20 protein-coding genes and 1 pseudogene are annotated in these 22,424 nt (G+C 57.3%); 5 read left to right on the forward strand and 16 right to left on the reverse strand.

Features of this window, described 5'->3' with window-relative positions; translation table 11 throughout:
* Nucleotide 1: 1 nt before the first annotated feature.
* From EO133_RS18725 to EO133_RS18770, 11 genes and pseudogenes are all read right to left on the reverse strand, one after another.
* Nucleotides 2-1,981, reverse strand: coding sequence for a conjugal transfer protein TraG (locus tag EO133_RS18725; protein ID WP_127074172.1), 1,980 nt, complete (start codon nt 1,979-1,981; stop codon nt 2-4).
* Nucleotides 1,982-1,995: 14 nt separating this feature from the next.
* Nucleotides 1,996-3,732, reverse strand: coding sequence for a relaxase/mobilization nuclease domain-containing protein (locus tag EO133_RS18730; protein WP_127074173.1), 1,737 nt, complete (start codon nt 3,730-3,732; stop codon nt 1,996-1,998).
* Between the two features lie 243 nt (nt 3,733-3,975).
* On the reverse strand, nt 3,976-4,755 hold the full coding sequence (locus EO133_RS18735; protein WP_127074174.1) for a lytic transglycosylase domain-containing protein: 780 nt from the start codon (nt 4,753-4,755) through the stop codon (nt 3,976-3,978).
* A gap of 3 nt (nt 4,756-4,758) precedes the next feature.
* Nucleotides 4,759-5,097 (reverse strand): DUF736 domain-containing protein, encoded by a 339-nt coding sequence (locus EO133_RS18740; RefSeq protein WP_127074175.1) that lies wholly within the window; start codon nt 5,095-5,097, stop codon nt 4,759-4,761.
* Nucleotides 5,098-5,137: 40 nt separating this feature from the next.
* On the reverse strand, nt 5,138-5,689 hold the full coding sequence (locus EO133_RS18745) for a S26 family signal peptidase (RefSeq protein ID WP_127074176.1): 552 nt from the start codon (nt 5,687-5,689) through the stop codon (nt 5,138-5,140).
* Nucleotides 5,686-6,186, reverse strand: coding sequence for a DUF2840 domain-containing protein (locus EO133_RS18750; protein ID WP_127074177.1), 501 nt, complete (start codon nt 6,184-6,186; stop codon nt 5,686-5,688). The genes EO133_RS18745 and EO133_RS18750 overlap by 4 nt, the downstream gene beginning before the upstream one ends.
* Nucleotides 6,138-7,262: pseudogene (locus EO133_RS18755) on the reverse strand (replication initiator protein A). The gene EO133_RS18750 and the pseudogene EO133_RS18755 overlap by 49 nt, the downstream one beginning before the upstream one ends.
* Nucleotides 7,263-7,272: 10 nt before the next feature.
* A complete protein-coding gene (locus EO133_RS18760) occupies nt 7,273-7,554 on the reverse strand; it encodes a helix-turn-helix transcriptional regulator (protein WP_127074179.1) in 282 nt (93 codons plus the stop codon).
* Nucleotides 7,555-7,692: 138 nt separating this feature from the next.
* Nucleotides 7,693-8,196: a DUF2285 domain-containing protein gene (locus EO133_RS18765; protein WP_244640735.1), complete on the reverse strand. Its 504-nt coding sequence runs from the start codon at nt 8,194-8,196 to the stop codon at nt 7,693-7,695.
* A gap of 43 nt (nt 8,197-8,239) precedes the next feature.
* A complete protein-coding gene (locus tag EO133_RS20645) occupies nt 8,240-8,464 on the reverse strand; it encodes a transcriptional regulator domain-containing protein (protein ID WP_244640737.1) in 225 nt (74 codons plus the stop codon).
* 110 nt (nt 8,465-8,574) lie between these two features.
* Nucleotides 8,575-8,850 (reverse strand): DNA -binding domain-containing protein, encoded by a 276-nt coding sequence (locus EO133_RS18770; protein WP_127074180.1) that lies wholly within the window; start codon nt 8,848-8,850, stop codon nt 8,575-8,577.
* 150 nt (nt 8,851-9,000) lie between these two features.
* On the opposite strand from EO133_RS18770, the gene EO133_RS18775 reads away from it, so the two are divergent.
* A complete protein-coding gene (locus EO133_RS18775; RefSeq protein ID WP_127074181.1) occupies nt 9,001-9,243 on the forward strand; it encodes a helix-turn-helix domain-containing protein in 243 nt (80 codons plus the stop codon).
* Nucleotides 9,244-9,299: 56 nt separating this feature from the next.
* Here EO133_RS18775 and EO133_RS18780 read toward each other — a convergent pair whose 3' ends face one another.
* Nucleotides 9,300-9,575, reverse strand: coding sequence for a DNA -binding domain-containing protein (locus EO133_RS18780; protein WP_127074182.1), 276 nt, complete (start codon nt 9,573-9,575; stop codon nt 9,300-9,302).
* A 121-nt stretch (nt 9,576-9,696) separates the two neighbouring features.
* Here EO133_RS18780 and EO133_RS18785 point away from each other — a divergent pair, with 121 nt between their 5' ends.
* Complete coding sequence (locus tag EO133_RS18785; RefSeq protein ID WP_127074183.1) at nt 9,697-9,945, forward strand: helix-turn-helix domain-containing protein; 249 nt, start codon at nt 9,697-9,699, stop codon at nt 9,943-9,945.
* A gap of 69 nt (nt 9,946-10,014) precedes the next feature.
* Complete coding sequence (locus EO133_RS18790) at nt 10,015-10,242, forward strand: helix-turn-helix domain-containing protein (protein WP_127074184.1); 228 nt, start codon at nt 10,015-10,017, stop codon at nt 10,240-10,242.
* A gap of 81 nt (nt 10,243-10,323) precedes the next feature.
* Here EO133_RS18790 and EO133_RS18795 read toward each other — a convergent pair whose 3' ends face one another.
* The 4 genes from EO133_RS18795 to EO133_RS18810 form a co-directional block, all read right to left on the reverse strand.
* On the reverse strand, nt 10,324-10,650 hold the full coding sequence (locus tag EO133_RS18795; RefSeq protein ID WP_127074185.1) for a DUF736 domain-containing protein: 327 nt from the start codon (nt 10,648-10,650) through the stop codon (nt 10,324-10,326).
* 404 nt (nt 10,651-11,054) lie between these two features.
* Nucleotides 11,055-14,537: an ATP-binding protein gene (locus EO133_RS18800; RefSeq protein WP_127074186.1), complete on the reverse strand. Its 3,483-nt coding sequence runs from the start codon at nt 14,535-14,537 to the stop codon at nt 11,055-11,057.
* Entirely contained in the window at nt 14,537-15,802 is a 1,266-nt protein-coding gene (locus EO133_RS18805; protein ID WP_127074187.1) for a metallophosphoesterase family protein, read from the reverse strand. The genes EO133_RS18800 and EO133_RS18805 overlap by 1 nt, the downstream gene beginning before the upstream one ends.
* A 179-nt stretch (nt 15,803-15,981) precedes the next feature.
* Complete coding sequence (locus EO133_RS18810) at nt 15,982-16,878, reverse strand: ArdC family protein (protein WP_127074188.1); 897 nt, start codon at nt 16,876-16,878, stop codon at nt 15,982-15,984.
* A gap of 684 nt (nt 16,879-17,562) precedes the next feature.
* Here EO133_RS18810 and EO133_RS18815 point away from each other — a divergent pair.
* Entirely contained in the window at nt 17,563-19,698 is a 2,136-nt protein-coding gene (locus EO133_RS18815) for a site-specific DNA-methyltransferase (protein WP_127074189.1), read from the forward strand.
* Nucleotides 19,699-19,701: 3 nt separating this feature from the next.
* A complete protein-coding gene (locus EO133_RS18820) occupies nt 19,702-22,290 on the forward strand; it encodes a DEAD/DEAH box helicase (RefSeq protein ID WP_127074190.1) in 2,589 nt (862 codons plus the stop codon).
* Nucleotides 22,291-22,424: the final 134 nt, after the last annotated feature.

A 22,424-nucleotide genomic window follows, 5' to 3' on the forward strand; every position in this document is an offset into this window, starting at 1 on the left:
TCTAGAGCTCCAAGCCAGTGTTGGGATCGAGCGAGGCCTGGCGTGCCAACCCCTTCTTGGTTCGGCTCGAGCGTTTATGGATCGCAATTTCGCTGGACTCGGATGGTTCGAACTCGAATTCGTTGTCGATCGGAGGGTGTGGCGCGACGGACCTCTGTTCGCAGCCAGCAAGTTCCAGGTGAAGTGCGCCTTCGGTCGCTTCTCCATCCTCTGCTTCAGGTTCAGCAAGCCCCTCGGTTCCCGCGTTTTGTGCGGGAGACGGTAATTGGCTCCAGTCGTTGCCCATGGGATCCGGCGTCCGCATTTGGGTCGGAGGGGGCAGGACGCGATCGGTGAAGCGAACGTCGTCGTAATAGCGCGCCTTCTTAGCCCTTATCGGTGGCGTGCCGGCAATCATCACAATCTGGTCGGTTGCGGGAAGCTGCATGATTTCTCCGGGAGTCAGCAGTTGGCGGGCGGTCTCTGATCGCGAGACCATCAGATGGCCGAGCCAGGGGGCAAGTCTGTGCCCGGCGTAATTTTTCATCGCGCGCATTTCTGTCGCGGTGCCCAGAGCATCGCTGATCCGTTTGGCGGTTCTTTCGTCGTTGGTGGCAAAACTGACGCGCACATGGCAATTGTCGAGAATTGCGTTGTTCGGGCCATAGGCCTTTTCGATCTGATTGAGGGATTGAGCGATCAGAAAGCTCTTAAGCCCATAGCCGGCCATGTAGGCGAGCGCACTTTCGAAAAAGTCGAGCCGGCCAAGGGCGGGAAACTCATCGAGCATGAGCAAGAGGCGATGCCGGCTGCCCTTGTCGTGCAAATCTTCGGTGAGCCGGCGCCCGATCTGATTGAGGATGAGGCGAATGAGCGGTTTGGTGCGATTGATGTCCGACGGCGGCACGACGAGGTAGAGTGAGGTCGGCCGCTCATTGTCGACAAGATCGTTGATGCGCCAGTCGCAGCGTCGCGTCACGCGTGCCACCACCGGATCGCGGTAAAGTCCTAGAAACGACATCGCGGTGGAGAGGACCCCTGAACGTTCGTTGTCGGCTTTGTTCAAAAGTTCTCGTGCAGCGCTGGCGATCACCGGGTGGGGACCAGCCTCGCCCAAATGTGCCGTTTGCATCATCGCGATCAGTGTTGCTTCGATGGGGCGCTTGGGATCGGAGAGAAAGGACGCAACGCCGGCCAGCGTCTTGTCTTTTTCAGCGTAAAGCACGTGGAGTATTGAGCCCACGAGCAGAGCGTGGCTTGTCTTTTCCCAATGGTTACGCTTTTCAAGCGAGCCTTCGAGATCCACCAGGATGTCGGCGATGTTCTGAACGTCGCGCACTTCCCATTCGCCGCGCCTCACCTCGAGTAGGGGATTGTAGGCTGCGGACTGAGGGTTGGTTGGATCAAACAGTAGCACGCGGCCGTGCTGAGAGCGAAATCCGGCGGTGAGCTGCCAGTTTTCGCCTTTGATGTCGTGGACGATCGCTGAACCAGGCCAGGTTAGAAGTGAGGGGATGACAAGACCGACGCCTTTGCCCGATCGTGTGGGGGCAAAACAAAGGACGTGCTCAGGCCCGTCGTGACGGAGATAGTGTTCATCATATTTACCCAGGACGACACCGTCTGGCCCGAGTATGCCGGCCGCTGCAACCTCTTCGGGCTCCGCCCAACGGGCAGAGCCATAGGTTGCAACGGACGTAGCCTCACGCGCCCTCCATACGGACATTGCGACGGCCACCACAATCGAAATCACCCCGCCAGAGGCCGCGATGGCTCCGCCTATGGCAAATTGGTTGGGTGCATAGGCGCCATAGAAATACCACCACCAATAGAGGGCGAGCGGGACATACACCGGCAAACCGAAGAGTTCGAACCAAGGCGCCCCGAGCTGCGCCTGGTAGCCAAGACTCCAGGCGACATATTGCGTTGCGGACCAGCTCGTAAAGAGGACAACGAGAAAGACCACGCCAATCTGTCCCCATAGTATTTTTGTGGCGGCCATGGTGCTGCTCCCGGCTAGAGACTGATGCCGCGTTTGCGCGCGAAGTCCCAAGTGACGCCGCCATTGTCCCGCGCGATGCCCGAGATTTGCCGGCCGAGTTGTTTGTCGAGCGAGGGCGTCCAGGGCACGAGTTGGAAACCCAGCCCATTCTCGATCATGGCAAATCGTCCAGACGCCAGTGCGAGGCGCTGCCGATAGGTCCCGGAGACATAGTCAGCATTGCTGAGGCGATTGAACTTCAGTCCCGTTTGGGTCGATAGTTTTTGACCGACCGCGTCGAGCTCGCGGCGCTTGAGGGTTTCGAGCAAATTGCGAGAAAAGATGATCCGTGAGCCCCGGCGCTCAGCGAGCCCCTGTTCGATCAAATGCTCGGCACGCCGGGTTAGTGCGTCTCGTATTTCAGCGCCAAAACCACCTTCAGAAAGTGCGCTGGTTTCATTGGAAAGCGCAAGGCGATCGAGCCATGTGGCCCCAGAAGCACTGACCTGTGTTTGGATGTCGAGATCAGAGCGGACGGCAAGGGCAATTCGGCTTTGTCCGCGCGCGTCATCGAAGCGTCGCAGCTCCACGATCGCGCCTGGAGTGCCATCGCTGGCTGCGCCGAGATCGGGTAATTTGATGTGGTGGGTTCGACCATCGACCCCATCGATCACAGCATAGGCCGTGCCCTTTAGCTCATCGTCCAGCCCACGCTCAACCATGCGCCCCACGATCGGCGCCTCGAGATGTTCGGCAGCAAGAACATAACTCGAAGCCCCGCGTTCGATACCACCCGAGGCTAAGGCGCGGTGCATCCGTTTGATGATGTCCCGTCGCTCTCCCAATTGGCGCAAAATCGTCTCGCAATTCTCATCGAGAATCCATTGGTTGGGGCCAAGCTGGCGCGCGAGTCCTAGCTTTTCGAGCTTATGGAGCCGTCCAATTTTTTGAAGCTGATATTCATCGGGTTGTCGCTTGGGCGCGGGGGCGAGATCGATCACGCCGGTCGGCTGGGCATCTCTATGCAATTGGCGATCGAGTTGTGTGAAATGTTCAGCTTGGACCTGCTGTTGCACTTGGCGCTGAAGCTCGAGATCGGTGCGCGGTCCCAATTCAAGTGTGACGAGGTCTTGGGCCCGCGCGCGCATGCCAGTTTTGATATAATCGCGAGAGATGACAAGGTCCTGGCCATCGGCGAGTCGGCCGCGGACTAGGATGTGCAAGTGCGGATTGTCGGTGTTCCAATGGTCGACACCAACCCAATCGAGCTTTGTGCCGAGATCCTTTTCAACCTGCGCCATGAGCTCGTTTGCAAATCCCCGGAGATTTGACAGGCTGCTTGCATCTTCTGGCGATACGATGAAGCGGAAATGATGTCGGTCGTCCTTGCACCGCTCGGAGAACGCGCTGGGGTCTAAGTCATCACCTTCGGCACCAAACAGCATGGCTTTTTCGCCATCGCGCGTAACGCCTTCGCGGCGTAGATAGTTGATGTGAATTGACATTGGCGTAGCGCGCTTATGATGCCGCACCACGCGTGCCTTAATGACCACGATGCGGGTACGACGGGTGAGCAGGTGATTGGCCTGGACCGTAGCCGTACGTCCGCGCCCGAAACGCGAGCCGTTGCTCGCGCGAACGCGGCCATTGCGCGAGACGTGTCCACCAGCTTTTTGTGCCGCTGCCAGCGCCTGGGCGATGAACGGACGCGCGCTTTGGGCGCGCGTTGAGCGGGGACGGCCTGGACGAATACGAAACTCCTCATCTGCCATGAGAAGGCTCCACAATGTGCGAAAATGCGAATGCCTCTGGGCAAAGCGCGGGTACCCGCACCTTGTGAAGTGCGATAGCAAGGTGTGAAAAACGCCGAAAACGCGAACGAAAACAACCGACCGACCGACGCGCAATGTGCGTGCTTTTATCTCGCCATCTCCCGGTTGCTTCTTCTGCCTCCAACCTGACTTCTCGCTGCGGTGCGCTGCGATGCGAAGGTCTGCGAATGGGCCGCGCTCTCTTCATTGGCCAGCTCGGAAAGCCGGGCGGTTCGGAAAGAGGGTATCGCTGGGTGGAGCGATGTTGCCCTCCTGCGGTGCCGTTGCCGGCAACGGTCCAGTTCGCTGCCTGTCTTCGGATAGGTGTCTATTGGTGGCGTTAGGCCCATGTCCCAATGCAACAAAGACCGGCGCGGAACGCCAATCGTCTGGTATTGGCGGTGCAGTCTGCCCAAGCGCAGCTACAGCTTCACTATCGACTAACGGTAAGAGTGAAGCGACATAAGCGAGGGTTTCGGCCGGCAGGGTACGACCCTTGGCCACGTAGTCGTCGTAGCGTCCGGGCCCCGCATTATAAGCAGCGAGCATTGCAGCAACGCTGCCATAGCGATCAAACATTTCGCGCAAATAGGCTGTGCCCGCCAAGACATTATTGCGCGGATCAAAGGGATCATGTCCGAGACCATATCGTTCGCTCAGTTCTGCCCATGTGTCTGGCATCACCTGCATTAATCCCATTGCACCGGCAGAAGAGATTGCGCGGACGTTCCCCGCGCTTTCTGCCTCTATCACTGCTGTGATCCAGTGCTCTGGTATGCCAAACCGAAGCGCGGCCTCGGCAATGTAAGATGCGGTTGGATGGTGCAATGATGCATCCACAGGATGCACAGGCTCGGCATAAACAGTGGGGACGAACAGCTCTCCATTTGGAAAGCCGAGAAGAACGATGATCGCGATGCGCCGAGCCGCGATATTTCCTGCCAGCCCGCGCAAACTGCGAATAAAATGGTCTGGGCGCGGCATGGCTCAGTCTTTCCCGTCGCGCTTGGGCGACCGGCTCCAATGCAGCGACCAAGATGTCTTATCGGCGCCATTGCAGAACAGATGCGCGCGGATGGTTTCGGGGAGGGCAGGGTCATCGATCAATACCGATAAGAATTCGCCGGCCTTCTCGCTGGTGCGTGTCCAAGCCGCTCCGATTTCGGGTGCGAGATCATCTGCACCATGGAAGATCCTGTAGTCGGGGGCGCCACTGACATCGGACGGCTCGGCTGGAACGATGCAGATTTCACGATAGAGCGTGAGCGTATGGAGGTGACCAGTAAACCCCGTGTCCTCACGCGTAAACTGTCCAATCTTTGTCATTTGGCGGCTCCTTTTTCGAGAGTTGGTGGGAAGATCAATGTCAGGGAGACGGCTCGTCACGATGCCAGTGATAGCGCCCGTTTTCCTCTTCGTCGGTCCAGAGCGGGGAGAGGCGGGCAGTGATGGTGTCGGCCGAAAGCGGTCCAAAATAGCGCCCATCAAAACTGTCGGGCGCATCCCAGTTCATGAGGAAAACTTCGTTCTCGCTTAGCGGTCGGCACCCCTGCCACAAGGGCAACTCGCGCCCGAGGCTGTCGCGCGTTCGAGCCTCGCCAAAGGGATGGCCATAGACGTAGATTGTTTGTGCGATACGGCAGACCGTCGTTCCCGAAAGGGCGAGTACCCGTTTGATAAGGGGAACGCCGGACGCCAAATAGCCGCGCTGGGAGAGGGCATCTGCCAGCGCCGGCGGTGGCACAATGGTTACAAGATCGCCGACCGACAGTGTGCCGATTTGATGGACTTTATAGAGCCCAACTGGGACACTCGCTGAAGCGTTCCAGATGAGACTTGGCTTATGTCCCGACCATGCGGGGGCGATGACCAAACCGGCGCTGCCCAGCATGATTGAGAGGATGGCGATCCGGTTCATTGGCCGACACTCCGCCGCTTGAGCCATGCTTGGTGGCGCGCAAATGTGTAGGTGCGCGGTTCAAGACCCGTGATCACGCGGCTATGGACATGCCGCCAATGGTCGGGTGCAACCTCAGTGGGATCGATGTCGAGCGCTTCGATACTATCGATATGGGAGAGTACGCGTTCGACGCGCTGCCAGCTTTGGATTTTAAGCAGGATTTCCCCGCCTGGACGTACGAAGGGCAGTGTTTGAAAAGGTTCGCGGTCAGTGGTTGTCCGCACAATATCGATACGAGAGATGACGGTACCATAGTCATTGGCAGCCCAGCGCACGAACGCAAAGATTGTGTTAGGGCCGAACGAAACGATACGGCGGTGGCGATCAAGTCGTTGTTCGGATTGGGCGTTGCCAAATCTGATCCAAAACTCGATCCGTTTTTCCTGCCAGGTGAGCTCGACATGCGTCATGCGCCCGGTCTCAGTTCTGGCAGACGATGACGACGTGTTGGACATAGTCGATCTCCGTAGCAGACGCGGCAACCGAAACGCCAAGAGACTTTGGTCCCCTGTGGCGGCAGCGCTTTTCCCCGATTTTTCGCGGCAAAATAAGAGTTAGGTTTTCTGTTAGACTCTGAGTTACGGGGCGGGATCGTCGTTTGAATTCAGTGGCTTCGGTGCGTTCTTTGCGAGCGAAGTCCCGTCCGGCGTGCGTGGGAAATCCCGATGGGTGATGCGTGCGAAGTCCCAATAGTGTTCACAGCGCTGTCCACAGGCACTGGGCCCAGACGCGACGGCGAAATGTGAAGGATTTCGCGCTGGCGATCACGGCGGACCGCCAAGCTGTAGCCGGGCAGGGGCTGGCGAGCGGTCAAGCGTCGGAGTTGGATAGCAAAGTCAGAGGGCCTCATGAGGCTGCCGGACTTTTGATGGAGGTGGCCGAACTCGAATGCCCAACCCTGCTGTTGGCGTCCGGCGTGCTTGCGCGCAACGCGATAAAGCCAGCGCTCAAATCCGCCTCTTAGCCGGAAATAGGCCGGGTCAATGGCGAGGACCAGAGATCGGTCCGTGACGCCTTGATAGAACCAATCGGCGAGCACGATTTCCATGCCCTCGACGCGGCCATCCGGCGTCGTTCGCTCTTTCCATTCATTGATCCAGGAGAATTGGTGGCGGCGCCAATGCGCGCCCTGCCTGATGCTTGTTCGCACGACGGTCGATTGCAGGCGCGTCAATGCGCCCTTTAAAAGCCGGTAATCGCGTGATCCTGTTTCGCGTCCGATCGCTTTGAGGAGATGATAGGGCGTGAAGCGGAGCAGCCGAGAGGTGGCATAGCCCTGATTTTGCGCCTCGACGACATGCCCGGCGGCCCAAATCAGGATATCGGCGTCCCAAATGGTTGCCATGCCATGTTCAGCAACGGCGAACACTTCAACGTTGACGCCTCCGGCCTCGTAAAGGATCGGGGACGTGCGCTTGGTCTTTGCCAGTGAAAAGAACGGGCGCTCCATGAGGTCGCGCTGGTCACGCGGACTGGCCTTCCCGGTCGCGATAATGAAGGGATCTAGCCTATGGACGTGATCGGCATGCATCGCGGGCGTCCTAGCGCTGGAGGGAAGCGCGCGTAGCCGAACCCTCATGGGCACGGCGTTTGGCCGGAAGGACGTTGCCGCCAGGGTCTGACGTCGATGTCACCGAGCCGCTATTGACCCAGGACTGCAGGTCTTCGACCGAATAGACAACGCGTCCACCGAGCTTGTGATAGGCAGGCCCGGTCCCGTAAGTGCGGTGCTTTTCGAGCGTCCGGGCAGAGAGGCTGAGAAAATCTGCAGCTTCCTTGGTGCGCAGATAGCGTGGGGGGAGCGTGGCGAGATCGGGTCGCATGGATCGGGCCTCCGAGCGTTTCCTTGTGTCGCTGCCAACCAGCGACCGATGCGGGCAAGGATGGAGGAGGGCCGAAGGCGAAATGCAGGGGGAAGTTAGGGGGTGCAAAAAAGGCACAACAGCGCGATGGCGCGTCTGCTACTTGCGGCGTCGATGCCGCAAAAGCTTGCGATAGCCGCCAGCAATCATGGTGCGCGCTGACCGCAAAAGGCTCATAACAGCATGGCGAGCCGATGCAGCTTGCCACTCGTCGCGCGTGAGCTTGCCCGTGCGGAAAATGATTTCGGCGATGGTCTGTTGGGTCGCGCCGTCGCAACGACCGTCAAAGGCTTGTAACATGCGCTTGGCGCGGGCGCGTTGTTGCCCGGTCAAACGGGTGTCGGGTTGAGGGCGCTTGCCATGCAGGAATGCGAGCAATCGCGCAATTGCCTCTAAACGATCGAACCCTTGCCAACCGAGCGGCACCACTGCCACGAGCGAGGAATGCAGGTGCGCATCATCCGGAAGCGCGAGATGAAGATGCTGTCCGTCACCTAGGGTCTTAAGAACATGTGTTCCGTCTTCTGCCGGCCGATCGATCGCGCCCTCAAGGGGGGCCGGGCCTGTCGCGTTCCCCAATAGAAGGGGCTGGCGCGTAAGCACAACACTGCTCGTATCGAGTGAGGGCAGCCAAAAAACGGCAGTGTCAGTTGCGCGCAGGTGCGGTGCAACGGGGAAATCGTAGACCCCACCGCGTGCTGGCGCGCTCTAGAAGATTGAATGTCGGTTCGCGGGCGCCTGACAATTTCCGGTAATCTCGCTGATACTCCGGGTTGCGTCGCAACCACTCCCAGGCGATGTCCGACGCGCTGAGGCGATCGACATAGTCGTAGTTTTCCGACGAGCGCCATTGGGATTGTTCCACCGACATCCCAGTCCTCCGAGCTTGCTGGTTGCATTGCGCTCGAACGATTACTGGTTGAGATCGATTGGGGAAGTCACGCTGTTAGCACCACGTGATGCGTTTTGCGCACCACTCCGTCATTCGCGCCGACCACCTTGGAGCAGGTGACGATATCCATTGCTCGTCATCCAGCGGGCGCGGGCGAGATGGGTTTCATACATGCGGCGTGCACGTATGGGTTCCTGCTGGGGATCGATCCCGAACAATACCGCCGTCACCTCGCGCCAATCAGCACCCTCCGATGCGGCGTCAAGCAATCGGAGATAAAGCTTCATGTGTGCACGATCATATTCGGTGAGTCGCACGCTTGCCGGTGGTTCGTGCTGCGGCACTAGAAAGGCTTTGGAATCCATTATGGACTGCCCTGGCCCACTCTGGGCCGCTGACTTAGGGGTCTCATTGTTACAACGCGATAGTGGCGCATCCAGCGCATCGGCCATCCAATACACAATGTAGAGTATACTCCGTGGAAGAATACTCTACAAGACGCTGCTCTCTCGGCTATGGAGATTCGAGAGATACTCGCACAAAATTTGAGAATTCTGCGTAAGGCTAAGGGTCTATCGCAGGAGGAGCTGGCGCATCTCGCGGGCCTTGATCGCACGTATATCGGTGCGCTGGAGCGATGCGTCTACAGCGCTACAATCGACGTTGTTGCCAGTATCGCGGGTGCGTTGTCGGTTGATGCCCATGAACTCCTGAAGTCGCCGGGCCAACCGACGACCGGGGTTGGCGGCGACAAATAGTCGGCGCCGCCTCACGGGCATTGCTCGCGCCACAGTGGAGACGGCTTTACTGCGTTCTAGTCGGTCTTATTCTGGACCTGGCTCGATTGGACAAGCTGACGATACCCATTGTTGGTCATCCAGCGGGCTCTGGCCAGGTGGGCTTCATACATGCGTCGTGCACGCTTTGGATCTTGCTGGGGGTCGATCCCGAACAACACTGCCGTCACCTCGCGCCAATCAGCACCCTCCGATGCGGCGTCAAGTAATCGGAGATACAGTTTCATGTGTGCACGATCGTATTCAGTCAGACTCAAGCCGTCGGGAGGCTGGTCTTGAATGTTCTTAGGCATTCGGTTCTCGTTTCCGAGCATTTATGCTCGCGTGCTCCTTGATACTAAACTGACGTAGAACAATCCGAACAGGAACGATCGTTCCTGGAGCGATTGTTCTAGCGCTGCTTCCAATCTTGCCATGGACCTTAAAGAGGTCATGGCGATCAATCTGCGTCGGATCCGGCATGGCGCAAACATGACGCAAGAGGAGCTCGCCGATCGTTCGGGTTTGAGCTCCCGATACATTGGAGCGATTGAACGTGCCGATGTCTCTGCCAGCGTGACGGTCCTTGGGAAGATTGCGAACGGACTAAATGTGGATCCAAGTGAGCTCGTTCGGAAAATCGATAAGGGCTGCTCAACGGAAAAGGTCCAAGTGCTCGAGTGAGCAACGGTGATGGAAAATACATACTATAGTTGATAAACTTATAGTATGTAAATTGCCAACGCTCTGCGCATGGATATGCGCAAACTTGTTGGCCGAAACTTCGCACGCCTGCGGAAAGAGAAGGGCTTAACCCAGGAAGAGGTTGAAGCTCGCTCAGGCTTTAGTCAGCAATATCTTAGCAGCCTCGAACGCGGAAATCGCAACCCCACGATTATCACCCTTTACGAACTGGCCCAGACGCTCGGCGTGAGCCATATGGCGCTCGTTGAGCCGGACGATGAAGCCCGATCCAAGTGATGTTCCGAGGCGATCTTTAGAAAGCTAAAGCATTGTTGATGCGCGCTCCGGCGGGGATTTCGCCGAAGCGCGAAGTTGTTGCTATTCGGCCGTTCGCTGCGTCGGACGTGACCAGATGAGGTTAAAGAGTTCGCCGTCTTCGTCGCCAAACAGGTTGGCAAAGATCGGAGCGAGAAAGCTCGGGTCGTCGAGCTTGAGACCCAGATAGTCGCGGCCTTCCTGGGAGCGTTTGGCCCAAGCGGCGCCGATCTCGGCGCGACCGACGAAAACACGGTGGCTCGGGGCGTTCTCGCCATTGGGGCGGGTTTCGGGAACGATGCGAACCTTTTTGGCCTGGACGCTGAGGGTAACGATTTCGCCAGTGAATTCGCCGCTGCTGGTCTTTTTGAAGGTGCCGATGGTAGCCATTTTAAGTCTCCTTGATCTTAATCCAAGTCCGCACCATTGCGGCCTCGATGGCGATCAAGTGCCTGGGGCGATTGGCGATGCATCGCTGGCGACCGCAGCGCAAGCGAAGGATGGCGGGGGCAGCTTTCTTGGTTCGCGCGGAATGGACGCAAAGCGTTCAGGGGAAGAAAGCTGCAGACCGCCATTGCATTGGACCAATCGAGGCTTCGGCCGTCCCCTGGCCAGATCAAGCGATTAGAGGCGCTAAGGTGTCGTTTGGAAAACAGAGGGCCAAGGAGAAAGAGGGCGGGTCCACGGCAACGTGACCAGCGGCGCGATTTGCTCAAGCTCGTTTAAGCGGGCAGACGAGCCTGCGCCTGCCAACCAGAGACAGTTGGAATGCCACTGCTGACGTTTACCGGGCGCTAGCTGATCTCATGAATGGTGACGCTGGGCAACACCTGCTTGGCGATATCGCATAGATGTCGATGGTGGGTCAGATAGATGACCTGACCGACTTGGGCCATTTGGCAGAACAGCCGAAACACTTCTTCGGACCGGGGTTCGTCGAAGGTCTCCATGATATCGTCGGCAATGAAGGGCACGGAGGGGCGCGCATTCGCAAACTCCTCATATCCTGCCAGACGGAGCGCCAAATACAATTGAAACCGCGTGCCCTTGGACATATCGGTGGCCAGTTTCGAGCCGCCGTGCCGAGATAGTCCAATAAGCGTTTCGCGATCTTTGTCTGGCTGGGTGGCAAGACCGGTGTATTCGTCTCGCGTGATCAGCCTAAAGGCTTCGGATGCCCGGTCCATCATAGCGCTGCGATGCTTGTCGCGATAAGCACGTAGGGCATGCTCGGCCACGAGGCTGCCTGTTCTGAGGCGCAAATACCCTATGGCGAGATCCTCGAGCTCGATCAGCACCGCGCGTCTGCGCGCCTCGATGCGCGCGACAGCATCATCACCCCCAATGGCATCGAGCTTATCGGTAGCACGCACCTTTTCGGCAAAGAGCTCACGGGACCGTGTTTCGAGATCCTCGAGGCGGGATTCAAGCTCTCCGTGCTCTTGCTGTAGCGCGCTCACATCCAGCGTTTCGATGAGTGCGAGGGCATCGGCTATCGAATTTTGATTGAGCTCAGAGAGGATGTCGCGCTCAAGTTTCTCGTTCTGGGCGCCCAGCTCGTCGCGCTTTCGACAGCGATCCAGGGCTTGCCGCACCTCGGCGAGTGTCACAACGCCAAAGAACGCGGTCATTTCCTTCGTGCGCGCGTCGTGCAAGTCCAGTTCGGACGCCAAATCGTCGCTTTCGACCTTGATAGCATCCAGGGCTTGAACGCGCTCCTGGCGTTTCGTCCGAACGTGTTGTGTTTCGGTGTAGCGCTTGAGGAGATCGCGCGCTGCGGCGAGGGGATCGTCACCGTTGTACTGGGTTCCAAGTGCGCCGAGCAAATCGGTCACAGCCTGCCCAAATTCGGCTTGGTCTTCCTCCATAGCGCGTATGCGATACAGCAAATTGTCGCGTTCGCGCAGAGCTTCAGGAAGATGGGCGAGGGTATCGAGGAGTTCTTTTATGGCGCCAACGCTTTCGGACCGATCTGCGAACCATGTTGTAGCCAGGGCATCGTCCCATTCCTGCTGCCACTCTCTGGAGGCTGCCATAGCTTTCTCAAGGTCATTGTTTCGGTCAGCTAAGGCCTGCTCAAGCTCGAGGACACGCGCATTGGCCTCGATGAGCTTTGCCTGCTGGGTAGCGTGGGACGCCAAAAGAGTGTCTGCCGCTTGCATTAGAGCTTCAAGTGCCAAGTCATCGCATTTGATGGCAGCACTCTTAAGGGCAGTGGCTAGAGTTGCGCGTTCGGCCTCGATTGCACTTTTGGCGGTTTGGTGATCTCGCGTCGCTCGCTCTAGATCTGCCAATGCAGACAAGGCCGTAGAGTGGTGCTGAGACCAGGATGCAATGATGGATAGCCAATAAGAAATTGACGCATCGGGTAAAAGCGCAATTTCTCCCGGCGTTTCCCGACGGATTTCTTTGCGTAACGACTCCGACTCTCTCTCGATATCCTGGGAGACGGTATTTTCGTGCTCGAGTTTCGCTGTCGTCACCGCCAGTTCGGACGTCAGCCGGCGAAGCTCTTCGAGCTCTTGTGCTGCGGCCAGGCGGGCGTTTGCCAGAGCGTCTGTCTTACGCATTTTGCCTTCAAATTGTGCCGCGCTTTTCTGATCCAGGGACGCCAAATGGTGCTGCCAGGCTTCCTCGCGATCGGCAAGGGCTGCAGCGGCGTCGGCGTCGGCGATGACGCCCGCGGCTTCACGCAAAGCCGCAATCCGCGCTTCGTCTTCCTTTTTCTCCGCCTCCAACGCGTTGATGCGCTCGAGGACCTTTGATCGGCGCGCCTCTATATCCGTGTAAAGGGCCTCCCAGTTTTCGATTTGCTCGGGTTGCGGAAATGCCAAAGCCTTCAAAATGGCTCGGTCGCCGGACCAGGGTTGCAGTTTGGCAAGAGCCTCGTCGAAATCCTGTTGCCTTTCGGCCATCGCACGGGTTGAAAGGCGAAGCTCTGCGTTGAGGTCGCTTTGGCGGACACGGGCCAGGATGGACTGCAATTGGGCCACCATGCCGACCTCGAGAGCGTCGGTGTGACTGCGCAAGGTCCCCTGGACGGCTTGAGCTCTCTCGATCGCCTTTGCTGCCGCTTCGCTTTCCCGCTCAGCAGCTTCTCGACGGACATCAACGCCCGACTTTTGAGCCATCAGGTCACGTATCGAGCCTATTGTTGCGGCGTCTACGATGAGGGTTTTGGGGTCTTCGACATCGGCTTGCCCGAGTTCGGTAAGAATGAGCGCAATCTTGCCGGTCCATTCGGTCAGGGCTGATCGTCTTTTTGGAAGATCGTCATGAGCGGTGTTATAGCGCGCAGTCAGCTCGGAAAGCGCATCAAGGCGATCCGCCAAAGCAAGCAATGGCTCATCGACAACCAGTCCCTCGAGCTCAGCCTTTAGAGCAACCTCTCGTTGCATAAGACCAGCGCGTTGCGTTTGCAGGCGGGTTTCGGCTTCCATGAGGGCAGGAAGTGTTTCGGTCCACTCAGGGGGTGGGACAGGCAAATCTTTATAGGTTTGGTGCTCGGATTGCCCGCGCTGATAGTCCGTTGCGAGGGGGATGGCTCGCATCAGCCGAGCCAGTTCATCGCGTCGGGCCTTTACGGCGCCAAGCTGCCCCACAGCGTTTTCATATGCGGCGCTCGCCTGGTCCAATGCGGTTGTAAGAGCGCGATAGGCCGATGCCTGCGTATCAATCTCATCGCGCTGGGACTTAAGCTCCAGCGCTTCGCGCTTGAGTCGGGCAATGGCAGTTGAAGTTGCGCGCTTTCGGAAAATGTTGCCGGCATCCTCGAGCGTCTTTTCGAGAACCGCGCTGATCCCTGCAAGGCCCGCGCTTGCCGAGAACAACAACTCTCCCAGGTCGCCTTTGCTCTCGAGGATGGCATTGCCGCCGTCTTCAAGCGTCTGGTCATCGAGTGAGAACATCATGCGATAGGCATCACGTGTCAGCCCTGCCAATGGAACACTGAGTGCCATTTCGCCAACCGGCTGGCCCTGCGCATCGAGCAAGGAATTATTGCGTTGCTTGACCCGCCTGAAACTGTGCTCTTGTCCATCAAACGCCACACAGGCGCCGATTTCCATCGCCTTGCCCTGGTGAAGAAAGCCAAAGCGCGTGCGCTCTTCGATTCCAAACAGCAGGTCGAGATAAGCTGAGGCAGCAGTCGATTTTCCCGCTTCGTTCAGACCATAAACGATGTGCAAGTCGGGTGTGCCGGACACGTGTTCGCCGAAATCGATCTCGTAGTCGGTGAACTTGCCATATCGGGTGAGATCAAGTCGGCGCAGGCGCATTAGTTTTCCTGAGCCTTCTGAGACAGACGCGCGAGCATGTCCTCGCTGCCCTCTTTTAAGAGCTGGTCGATTAGCGCTTCGAATTCTGTCTCATCGGTGCCGCCGAAACTGCGCGCATCTGGGGGAAGGTCGTCACGCACTTCGGCGACAAGATCACCTACGGTCTGGCGGATCGCATGCTGATGGATGACGTCGTCCTGCATCAGTCGTCCCAGTTCGATGATGGGATCGGCAGATCCAGTTTCGGGTGCAGATTGCGGAACGGAGGCTTTGATTTCGATCTTTTCGATCCAGGTCTTCCCCAGTCGTTCCGCACGATGTTCGATTTCGGTGAGCAATAAGTCACGATCGCGGCGAAGCTGCCAGGCAAGGGGGGTAACGCCGGTTAGACGCAATCGACCAACCAGATGATCGGATTTTGTACTGTCTCGAGTAACGCCAAGGCTACTCTCGACGAGATCGATTGCTTCTCGCCATGTTGACGCTGAAGCCAGGTCGATTGAAACCCGCTCAAATTGCGCAACGCTTGTCAGATGCTCTTGGATAGAAATGCTACGATCATCATGAACGGTCACGAGAGAGACAGTCTTTGCGCCCGCCTCGTTGATGTCCCGGCCTTGCGGCATGCCGGGCATGACAACATTGCGCTCACCCTCATGAATTGCGCGGGCGTGAATATGTCCGAGCGCCCAATAATCATATCCCCAGTTATGGAGGTCTGACGCCGTGCACGGTGCGTAAGGATCATGACCACGCGCGCCAACAAGGCTAGTGTGCATGATACCAATATTGATGGCATCTGGGGTTGGGTGGCGATACTTCTCGAGCAAACTCTCGGGTGCGTGCGGCTTGGCAAAGCTCAGGCCATGCATGACGACCGGGAAATTGCCATGCGTTATTTCCACAGCGTCGGCCCGTCCAGTGAATACAGTCACAGACGTTGGCAGGATGAGCTCTTGGGTAATTTTTGAAAGCGCGTCGTGATTGCCGCGAATGATATAAGTTGAGATGTTCGCTTCGTGTAGGCGGTGCATTTGGTTGGCCAGAAAGCGCGCCGTTTTCATCGACGTTTGCTCGCCGTCATAAAGATCGCCCGCAATCACCAGCGCATCGACTTGCTCCTCAATGCAAAGATCAACGATCGACACCAGCGCCTGCCGTGTCGCGTCCCCAATAAGCTCGCCAAGCTCGGGATTGCGCATGGCTAGAGAGCGCAATGGCGAGTCAAGGTGCAGGTCCGCGGTATGTACAAATCGAAATGGCATGAAGTATCGACGGTCTCTCCGCTACAGAGGCGACTACACTAGCGCACCGCGGCGCTCAATTGGTCGAAGATTTCTGGGCGTTCCACAAGTTTGGCCGGGAGGGTTAGAAAGTACAATTTGCCATAAGGACTCAATGCTATATGGCCGACCACAGAGCGTCAGAGGCAGATTGTGCGGACCTAACGGTCCGCACATGCGTCTTTGAGCCAAGTTACAGCTTCAGACGCCCGAGCGGCGGCGGCGAAAATGGCCCGCTCATCATCCATGAGCAATTGCAGCCAATTGGCCAGATAGCTCGCATGGTCAGGGCGCAATTCGGCAGTGATCCCGAGTTCAGCGCATAGGAAGGCTGCACCGATCTCGGCCACGAGCTCCTCGGCAGCGTACGCACGGTCGCCAAAGCGCTTGCCCATGTCGCGGTCAAGACGATGTCCAGGGCCTGTCCAGTGGATGAGCTCATGGAGGAGGGTGGCGTAGTATCCTTCGGTGCGATTAAGCGTCGTGCTTCCAACAAACAGACCTTCGTCAGGCATTTGGATATGGTCGCTCGTGAGATGATAGTAGGCCCGATCGCCACCATGGCGGACGCATGCTCCTGTCGCGGTGACGAAGGCATCTGCGCGCGTAAGTCGCTCTACCGGGCCAAGGGGGTGGGGTGCCTTGGGCAGATCAAAGCCATCGACCTGGGCGGCGTTGAACACCGCCGAGGCGCGGGCGATGCGGCGCTTACCCGAATCGTTGGGGTTCTGAGGATCGGGATCAGTTTCGTACTCTTTGTAGAAAATGACGTGGGCAGATTTCTCGTTTCTGCGAACTTGTGCGCCAAGTTCAGCCCATTGACGGTAGGTTGCCCAAAGATTGTGGTCGTAGCCTCGGGTTTCGCCAGTGACCCAAAGGCTGATGACATTGACGCCGCGATACGCTTGGCCAGTCTGGGCATTGACGGGCATTTGCAAATGGCCACCGCGACGACGCCAGGGCAAGGTCAACTCGCCAGGTGAAGATTCGATGGCAGCGATGAGTTGGTTGGTGATCTCGGCATATACATTGCGGCGATGAGGGGCTTTGCTGGTCATGGTTTGCTCCTTTTCCCGGTCCGCCGGAATTGGCAGTCCCGATGCCGGAGCAAGAGCGTCGGGCTAACCAGCGGGTGCGGAACCCTTGGGGCGGCAAGCCATGGGCTTAAGCCGAGGCCGAAGGCCTTGAAGCGCCCGCGTCACGACGCACAACGGCATAAAGAGGGCCGCGAATTACGGGGCAAGAATTGGAATGCGACTGAGCCAAATGGCTAGAGGAGCGCGTGCTGGGGCTGTCACCCCAATTGAGCGTATCTTCCGTCGACCCTCATCTGAAGTCGAGCTGTGCGGTAGGCAACAGAGAATCAACGCAATCGTCGATCTAGTAGGGCGCCAGGCCGCCTGGCGCTGCGCTGCGGCCCCGTAGGCGCAAACGCCACAACCAAGTCGAGGCGGATAGTCGTGGGAAACCGCAATGTTTCGAGCGCCTAAAGCAGGCCAAACTTGCTTCGACCTGCTCGTCCAGATTAGGCTCTGGCGATAAAAGGCAGTAATTTCAGCGCAATTTCATGCATTGGACGTTTATCTCATTGATTGACAAGGCGGGCGTTAAACAATGGCCGTGATCGCAGAACGGTCTTCGATGATAAGTGGTCTGCGGTCCAGTGCACCTAGCCAAAGCAGCAAAATAGCCAGATTTTCTGTGCATTGGCTCGGACAAAATGCGTCATTTGGGGGACAGGTATGTCGCGATTGACTGATCTTATCGCACGCGCCAAGGCGAAGGATCGTGCCTTGGGAGAAGAGCTTGAGCGCGAGTTCAAAACTCTGGCGTCGAGGCGTGCCTTCGGACTGAATTTTGAACGGCATCGCCCGGAAAGTGTGGAATTGCCGGGCCGCCCGGTGAGGCGTGGCGACAAGGTGCGCATCCTGCCACCTCGGGGTAGTGTTGAGCGTGGTGACCAGCGGTTATGGCGAGTAATTCGGCTCAATGCAGGCGCCGAGCCGCAAACCGCGCTGGTGTCCCTGATAGATGTTGAAGATCCAGAGATGGTTGACGTGGCCGTCGCCGATCTGGTCGTTTTGGCGGAGTTTCGTGATTACATTTACCCTGGCCTGGTCAGCACCGGGAAAGTTGAACGCGGCGACGACAAGCCGTTCCACACCGTGATCAACGGCGAGAACTTTCATGTCCTCGAGGCGCTGACCTACACACATCGAGGAAAGTTCGACGCCATCTATATTGATCCGCCATACAATACCGGGGCGCGGGATTGGAAATACAACAACAACTACGTTGAGGGAGAGGATATTTATCGGCATTCAAAATGGCTGGCGTTCATGGAGCGTCGTCTCAGAATAGCTCGGGAACTGTTGGATCCGCTGAACTCAATATTGATCGTCACGATTGACGAAAAAGAATATTTGAGACTCGGGTTGCTTTTGCAGCAATGCTTTCCAGAGGCGGCGCAGCAGATGGTCACGATAGTTATTAATCCCAATGGTGTAGCGCGAGGACGCGAACTTGCGCGTGTCGAAGAATATGCTTTCTTTTTATTTTTTGGAGATGCCTCCCCTGCTCTTCTAGCGGACAGCTTGCTTGATACCGAAAGTACAACTGGGACTGGAGCAAGTCGTGTGCGATGGGAGTGGCTTATGCGCGGTGGTTCGAATTCGCGTAGGCAGGACAGGCCCAATCTCTTCTATCCAATATTTATCGATCCACAGCAAAAAATTGTTGTAGATGTCGGTGACGCTATTCCTCTGGGACAGCCCAAAGAAAGTGTGAGCGATAGACCCGGGCTCGTAACTGTTTGGCCACTAAGGACTACGGGAGAAGAAGCAAATTGGCGAACGTCTCCTAGCTATCTGAGAGAGTTGTTGAAGGCCGGGCACGCCAGGGTCGGGGCATACGATAAGAAGAACGATCGGTGGTCAATGCTTTACCTGGGTAAGGCGCAGATCCGACGAATAGTTGATGGTGAAATTGCCGTGACAGGGAAGCGGGAAGATGGGTCGTTGTTGCTCGAAGCAACGACCGATGAAGCAAAGCGCACGCCGAAAACTGTTTGGAATCGTCCGGGACACAAGGCCGGAGAATACGGGTCGCTTCTGGTCAAAAAATTCTTGGGCGGTAGGGCGTTCCCATTTCCGAAGTCTCTATATGCCGTAGAAGACGCCCTTCGGATTGCGGTAGCTAAAAAGCCTAAGGCCTTGATCCTCGATTTTTTCTCCGGATCAGGAACTACGGCCCACGCCATTATGCGCCTCAACCGGCAGGACGGCGGGCGGCGGCAATGCATCTCAGTCACGAACAATGAGGTCGCAGCCGATGAACAGGCTGCCCTCCGCAAGGAAGGCCTCCGTCCTGGCGATCCAGACTGGGAGAAGTTGGGCATCTGCGACTATATCACCAAACCACGCATTGCCGCCGCAATCACCGGTAAGACGCCGGAGGGCCAGGACATCGCGGGGGATTACAAATTCACTGACGAATTCCCGATGGCGGAGGGGTTTGAGGAGAATGCCGAATTCTTCACCCTGACTTACGAAACCCCGGTAGCCGTCAGCCATAACCTCGCTTTCCAGCGCATCGCTCCACTGCTGTGGATGCGCGCGGGTTCAGAAGGGCGCCGCATCGACGATCTCCCCCACACCGGCTGGGAGGTTGCTGACACATATGGTTTGTTAGTGGATCTCGATTGCTCTGCTGCGTTCTGCGAAGCGGTTGCATCTCAAGCGAATGCGCGGATCGCTTATATCGTGACCGATGACGATCGCCGGTTCCAAGCCGTGGCCCGTGCACTGCCGGACAGCGTAGAACCTGTGCGGCTCTACGAATCCTATCTTTCCAATTTCCGCTTTTCGATGGGCCGCTAAGCTATGAAGTTCACGCTGAAGGACTATCAGGAAGAGGCCGTTCGGGAGGTCCTGGTAAACCTCAAGAAGGCATCTCGGCGCTGGCACGAGGATGGCGACAAGCATGCCTTCTCCTTAACCGCGACTACAGGCGCGGGCAAAACGGTTATGGCGGCCGCGGTTTTCGAAGCGTTGTTCCATGGCGACGACAACTACGACATCGAGCCCGACCCAGGCGCAGTGGTGATTTGGTTCAGTGACGATCCGTCTCTGAACGAACAGTCGCGGTTCCGCCTGCTCGAAGCATCGGACCGGCTATCAATCTCGGACCTTGTGGTGGTGCAAAACACCTTCCAGCGCGAAGCTCTTGAGCCGGGAAAGGTCTATTTCCTCAACACCCAAAAGCTAGGTAAGTCGAGCCTTTTGGTGCGTGGCCACGATCCCGACGATGAGGGGATTGAGAAGGATGGACAGATTCGGTTGATGCCCGACAGCCGGTCTTTCACCATTTGGGACACGATCCAAAATACCATCGATGACCCTGCATTGACACTCTACCTGGTTCTCGATGAGGCACATCGCGGGATGCGTGCGGCGACGGGTGCCGGCGAGAAGTCCACCATAGTTAAGCGGCTAATCAATGGCCGTGGCTCGGTGTCTGGCATCCCTATTGTCTGGGGCATCTCGGCCACAGTAGAGCGGTTCAACGCCGCAATGACTGACATGGAAAGTCGGGCAACTCTGCCCAACGTTGTCGTGGATTCAGCTAAGGTCCAGGCGTCGGGTCTGCTGAAGGACACGATCATTCTGGACGTGCCTAGGGAAGCGGGGCAGTTCGATACTGTCTTGGTGCGTCGCGGAACGGATAAGCTGAAGGAAATCTCAGCCGCCTGGGAGGCATACGGACAGCAGCAGGACGACGCAGATACTGTGCTGCCATTGATGCTGCTTCAGGTGCCGAACGCGCCAGATCATAATGACATCGGCAAAGCACTCGACACGATCTTCGCGCAATGGCCGGAACTTCCGGCAGAGGCGGTGGCGCATGTCTTCGGTGAACACACAACCCAAAAGTTTGGCCGTTACGACGTTCAATACATTTCGCCTGAGCGGGTCCAGGAGTCGACCTGGGTAAGAGTATTGATCGCAAAGGACGCCATAAGCACCGGTTGGGACTGCCCGAGGGCAGAGGTCATGGTTTCTTTCCGGCCCGCGCGCGACAGAACGCACATCACCCAATTGTTGGGACGCATGGTGCGGACGCCACTTGCGCGACGCATCCCTGGTAATGATCGCCTAAACTCCGTCGACTGCCTGTTGCCGTTCTTTGACGAAGCTTCGGTCAAAGATGTCGCCAAGGCGCTGATGTCTGGTGGGGACGGGGGTGACGAGCTGCCCGGCCGTCGCGTACTGGTCAATCCTGTTGAACTGAAACCAAACCCGGAAGTCTCAGAGGCGGTCTGGGACAAACTGCTGTCGCTCCCTTCGCAGAGCATACCGAAGCGCCATGCCCGTCCTGTCAAAAGACTGACGTCGTTAGCCCATGAGCTTGCCATGGATGGATTGCTTGCGGATGCAGGTAAAGCGGCTCATGCGGAAATGCACAAGGTGCTCGATGGAGCACGCGCCCGTTACAAAACGGAAATCGAAACCGCGCGGAAATCGGTCCTAACGGTTGAAGGAAAGAGCCTTAAGGCAGACCTGAAGGGCGGCGGCATGTCATTTGATGACTTCCTCGAGGAGGCCGATTACGCCGTGATCGAGGATGCCTATCGTCGGGCTGGGCGCGCAGTCAGTCCTGATCTTGCAACTTCGTATAGCGACTACCTTGCACGGAATGAGGGTGGCACAGACGATCTGGAGGCCGCGTTGATCGATGCACATGTCACGATAGGCGCATTGGGTTTGGTACCTGAAATCAAGGACGTGCTGGAGGCCGAGGCTGAAAAACTGGCCAATCAATGGCTAAGTCGTTTCAGGGTCGATATCAAAAACCTCTCCGATGAGCGCCAGGATGTGTATCGGCAAATCCGCGAGATGAGTGCCAATCCAATGGATGTTGATTTGGCGCGTCCGTCCTCGTGGATCCAGCCAACAACCATCCGCGAGGCTGACGGCACAGAAATGCCATTGCCGACCTTTGAACGGCACATGTTGTGCGATGAGAACGGATTGTTTCCGGAAGACTTCAATTCTTGGGAAGGCGAAGTGGTCAGATCCGAACTAAAACGTCCTGGGGCCGTGGCATGGTACCGGAACCCTTCGCGTGCCAGCCAAGACTCTCTCGGTATCATTTACGAGGACGGCGGCGATCCCAAGATCGTGCGGCCCGATTTCCTATTCTTTGTGCAGCAGGATGATGGAACTGTTGTTGCGGACATTGTGGATCCGCACGGAATCCAATTCGGCGACGCTCTTCCTAAGTTGAAGGGGCTGGCTCGGTATGCCGAAAGCTATGGCGAGCACTATCGCCGGATCGAAGGTGTGGCAAAGCTTGGTGAAAAATTCCGAGTACTGGACCTCCTAGAGCCTTCCACTCGCGCATGGATCTTTGCAGCGACATCGATCAAGGTGGTGTACGAAGGCAATGTCGCCACAGACTACTTGCCTTGAGCAGCTTTTGAAGTGCAGCGAAATACATTAGTCGATGCCATTATCAATCTGTTTCCTGAAGCAACCTGAAACCATCGGACCGATTTGACCCAGCGCCCCAAAAGTATCTATCGGCAATAAACGGTCGCCATTGT

The sequence above is a fragment of the Pelagibacterium lentulum genome (genome assembly GCF_003992625.1).
GTDB lineage: Bacteria > Pseudomonadota > Alphaproteobacteria > Rhizobiales > Devosiaceae > Pelagibacterium > Pelagibacterium lentulum.

Excerpts from the sequence above, each read along its gene's own strand:
- EO133_RS18795 (WP_127074185.1), bottom strand. The coding sequence starts at position 10,650 with ATGGCTACCATCGGCACCTTCAAAAAGACCAGCAGCGGCGAATTCACT.
- EO133_RS18775 (WP_127074181.1), top strand. The coding sequence starts at position 9,001 with ATGGAGATTCGAGAGATACTCGCACAAAATTTGAGAATTCTGCGTAAG.
- EO133_RS18770 (WP_127074180.1), bottom strand. The coding sequence starts at position 8,850 with ATGGATTCCAAAGCCTTTCTAGTGCCGCAGCACGAACCACCGGCAAGC.
- EO133_RS18735 (WP_127074174.1), bottom strand. The coding sequence starts at position 4,755 with ATGCCGCGCCCAGACCATTTTATTCGCAGTTTGCGCGGGCTGGCAGGA.
- EO133_RS18725 (WP_127074172.1), bottom strand. The coding sequence starts at position 1,981 with ATGGCCGCCACAAAAATACTATGGGGACAGATTGGCGTGGTCTTTCTC.
- EO133_RS18790 (WP_127074184.1), top strand. The coding sequence starts at position 10,015 with ATGGATATGCGCAAACTTGTTGGCCGAAACTTCGCACGCCTGCGGAAA.
- EO133_RS18820 (WP_127074190.1), top strand. The coding sequence starts at position 19,702 with ATGAAGTTCACGCTGAAGGACTATCAGGAAGAGGCCGTTCGGGAGGTC.
- EO133_RS18805 (WP_127074187.1), bottom strand. The coding sequence starts at position 15,802 with ATGCCATTTCGATTTGTACATACCGCGGACCTGCACCTTGACTCGCCA.
- EO133_RS18785 (WP_127074183.1), top strand. The coding sequence starts at position 9,697 with ATGGACCTTAAAGAGGTCATGGCGATCAATCTGCGTCGGATCCGGCAT.
- EO133_RS18780 (WP_127074182.1), bottom strand. The coding sequence starts at position 9,575 with ATGCCTAAGAACATTCAAGACCAGCCTCCCGACGGCTTGAGTCTGACT.
- EO133_RS18745 (WP_127074176.1), bottom strand. The coding sequence starts at position 5,689 with ATGAACCGGATCGCCATCCTCTCAATCATGCTGGGCAGCGCCGGTTTG.
- EO133_RS18740 (WP_127074175.1), bottom strand. The coding sequence starts at position 5,097 with ATGACAAAGATTGGACAGTTTACGCGTGAGGACACGGGGTTTACTGGT.
- EO133_RS18800 (WP_127074186.1), bottom strand. The coding sequence starts at position 14,537 with ATGCGCCTGCGCCGACTTGATCTCACCCGATATGGCAAGTTCACCGAC.
- EO133_RS20645 (WP_244640737.1), bottom strand. The coding sequence starts at position 8,464 with ATGTCGGTGGAACAATCCCAATGGCGCTCGTCGGAAAACTACGACTAT.
- EO133_RS18750 (WP_127074177.1), bottom strand. The coding sequence starts at position 6,186 with ATGTCCAACACGTCGTCATCGTCTGCCAGAACTGAGACCGGGCGCATG.
- EO133_RS18810 (WP_127074188.1), bottom strand. The coding sequence starts at position 16,878 with ATGACCAGCAAAGCCCCTCATCGCCGCAATGTATATGCCGAGATCACC.
- EO133_RS18815 (WP_127074189.1), top strand. The coding sequence starts at position 17,563 with ATGTCGCGATTGACTGATCTTATCGCACGCGCCAAGGCGAAGGATCGT.
- EO133_RS18760 (WP_127074179.1), bottom strand. The coding sequence starts at position 7,554 with ATGCGACCCGATCTCGCCACGCTCCCCCCACGCTATCTGCGCACCAAG.
- EO133_RS18730 (WP_127074173.1), bottom strand. The coding sequence starts at position 3,732 with ATGGCAGATGAGGAGTTTCGTATTCGTCCAGGCCGTCCCCGCTCAACG.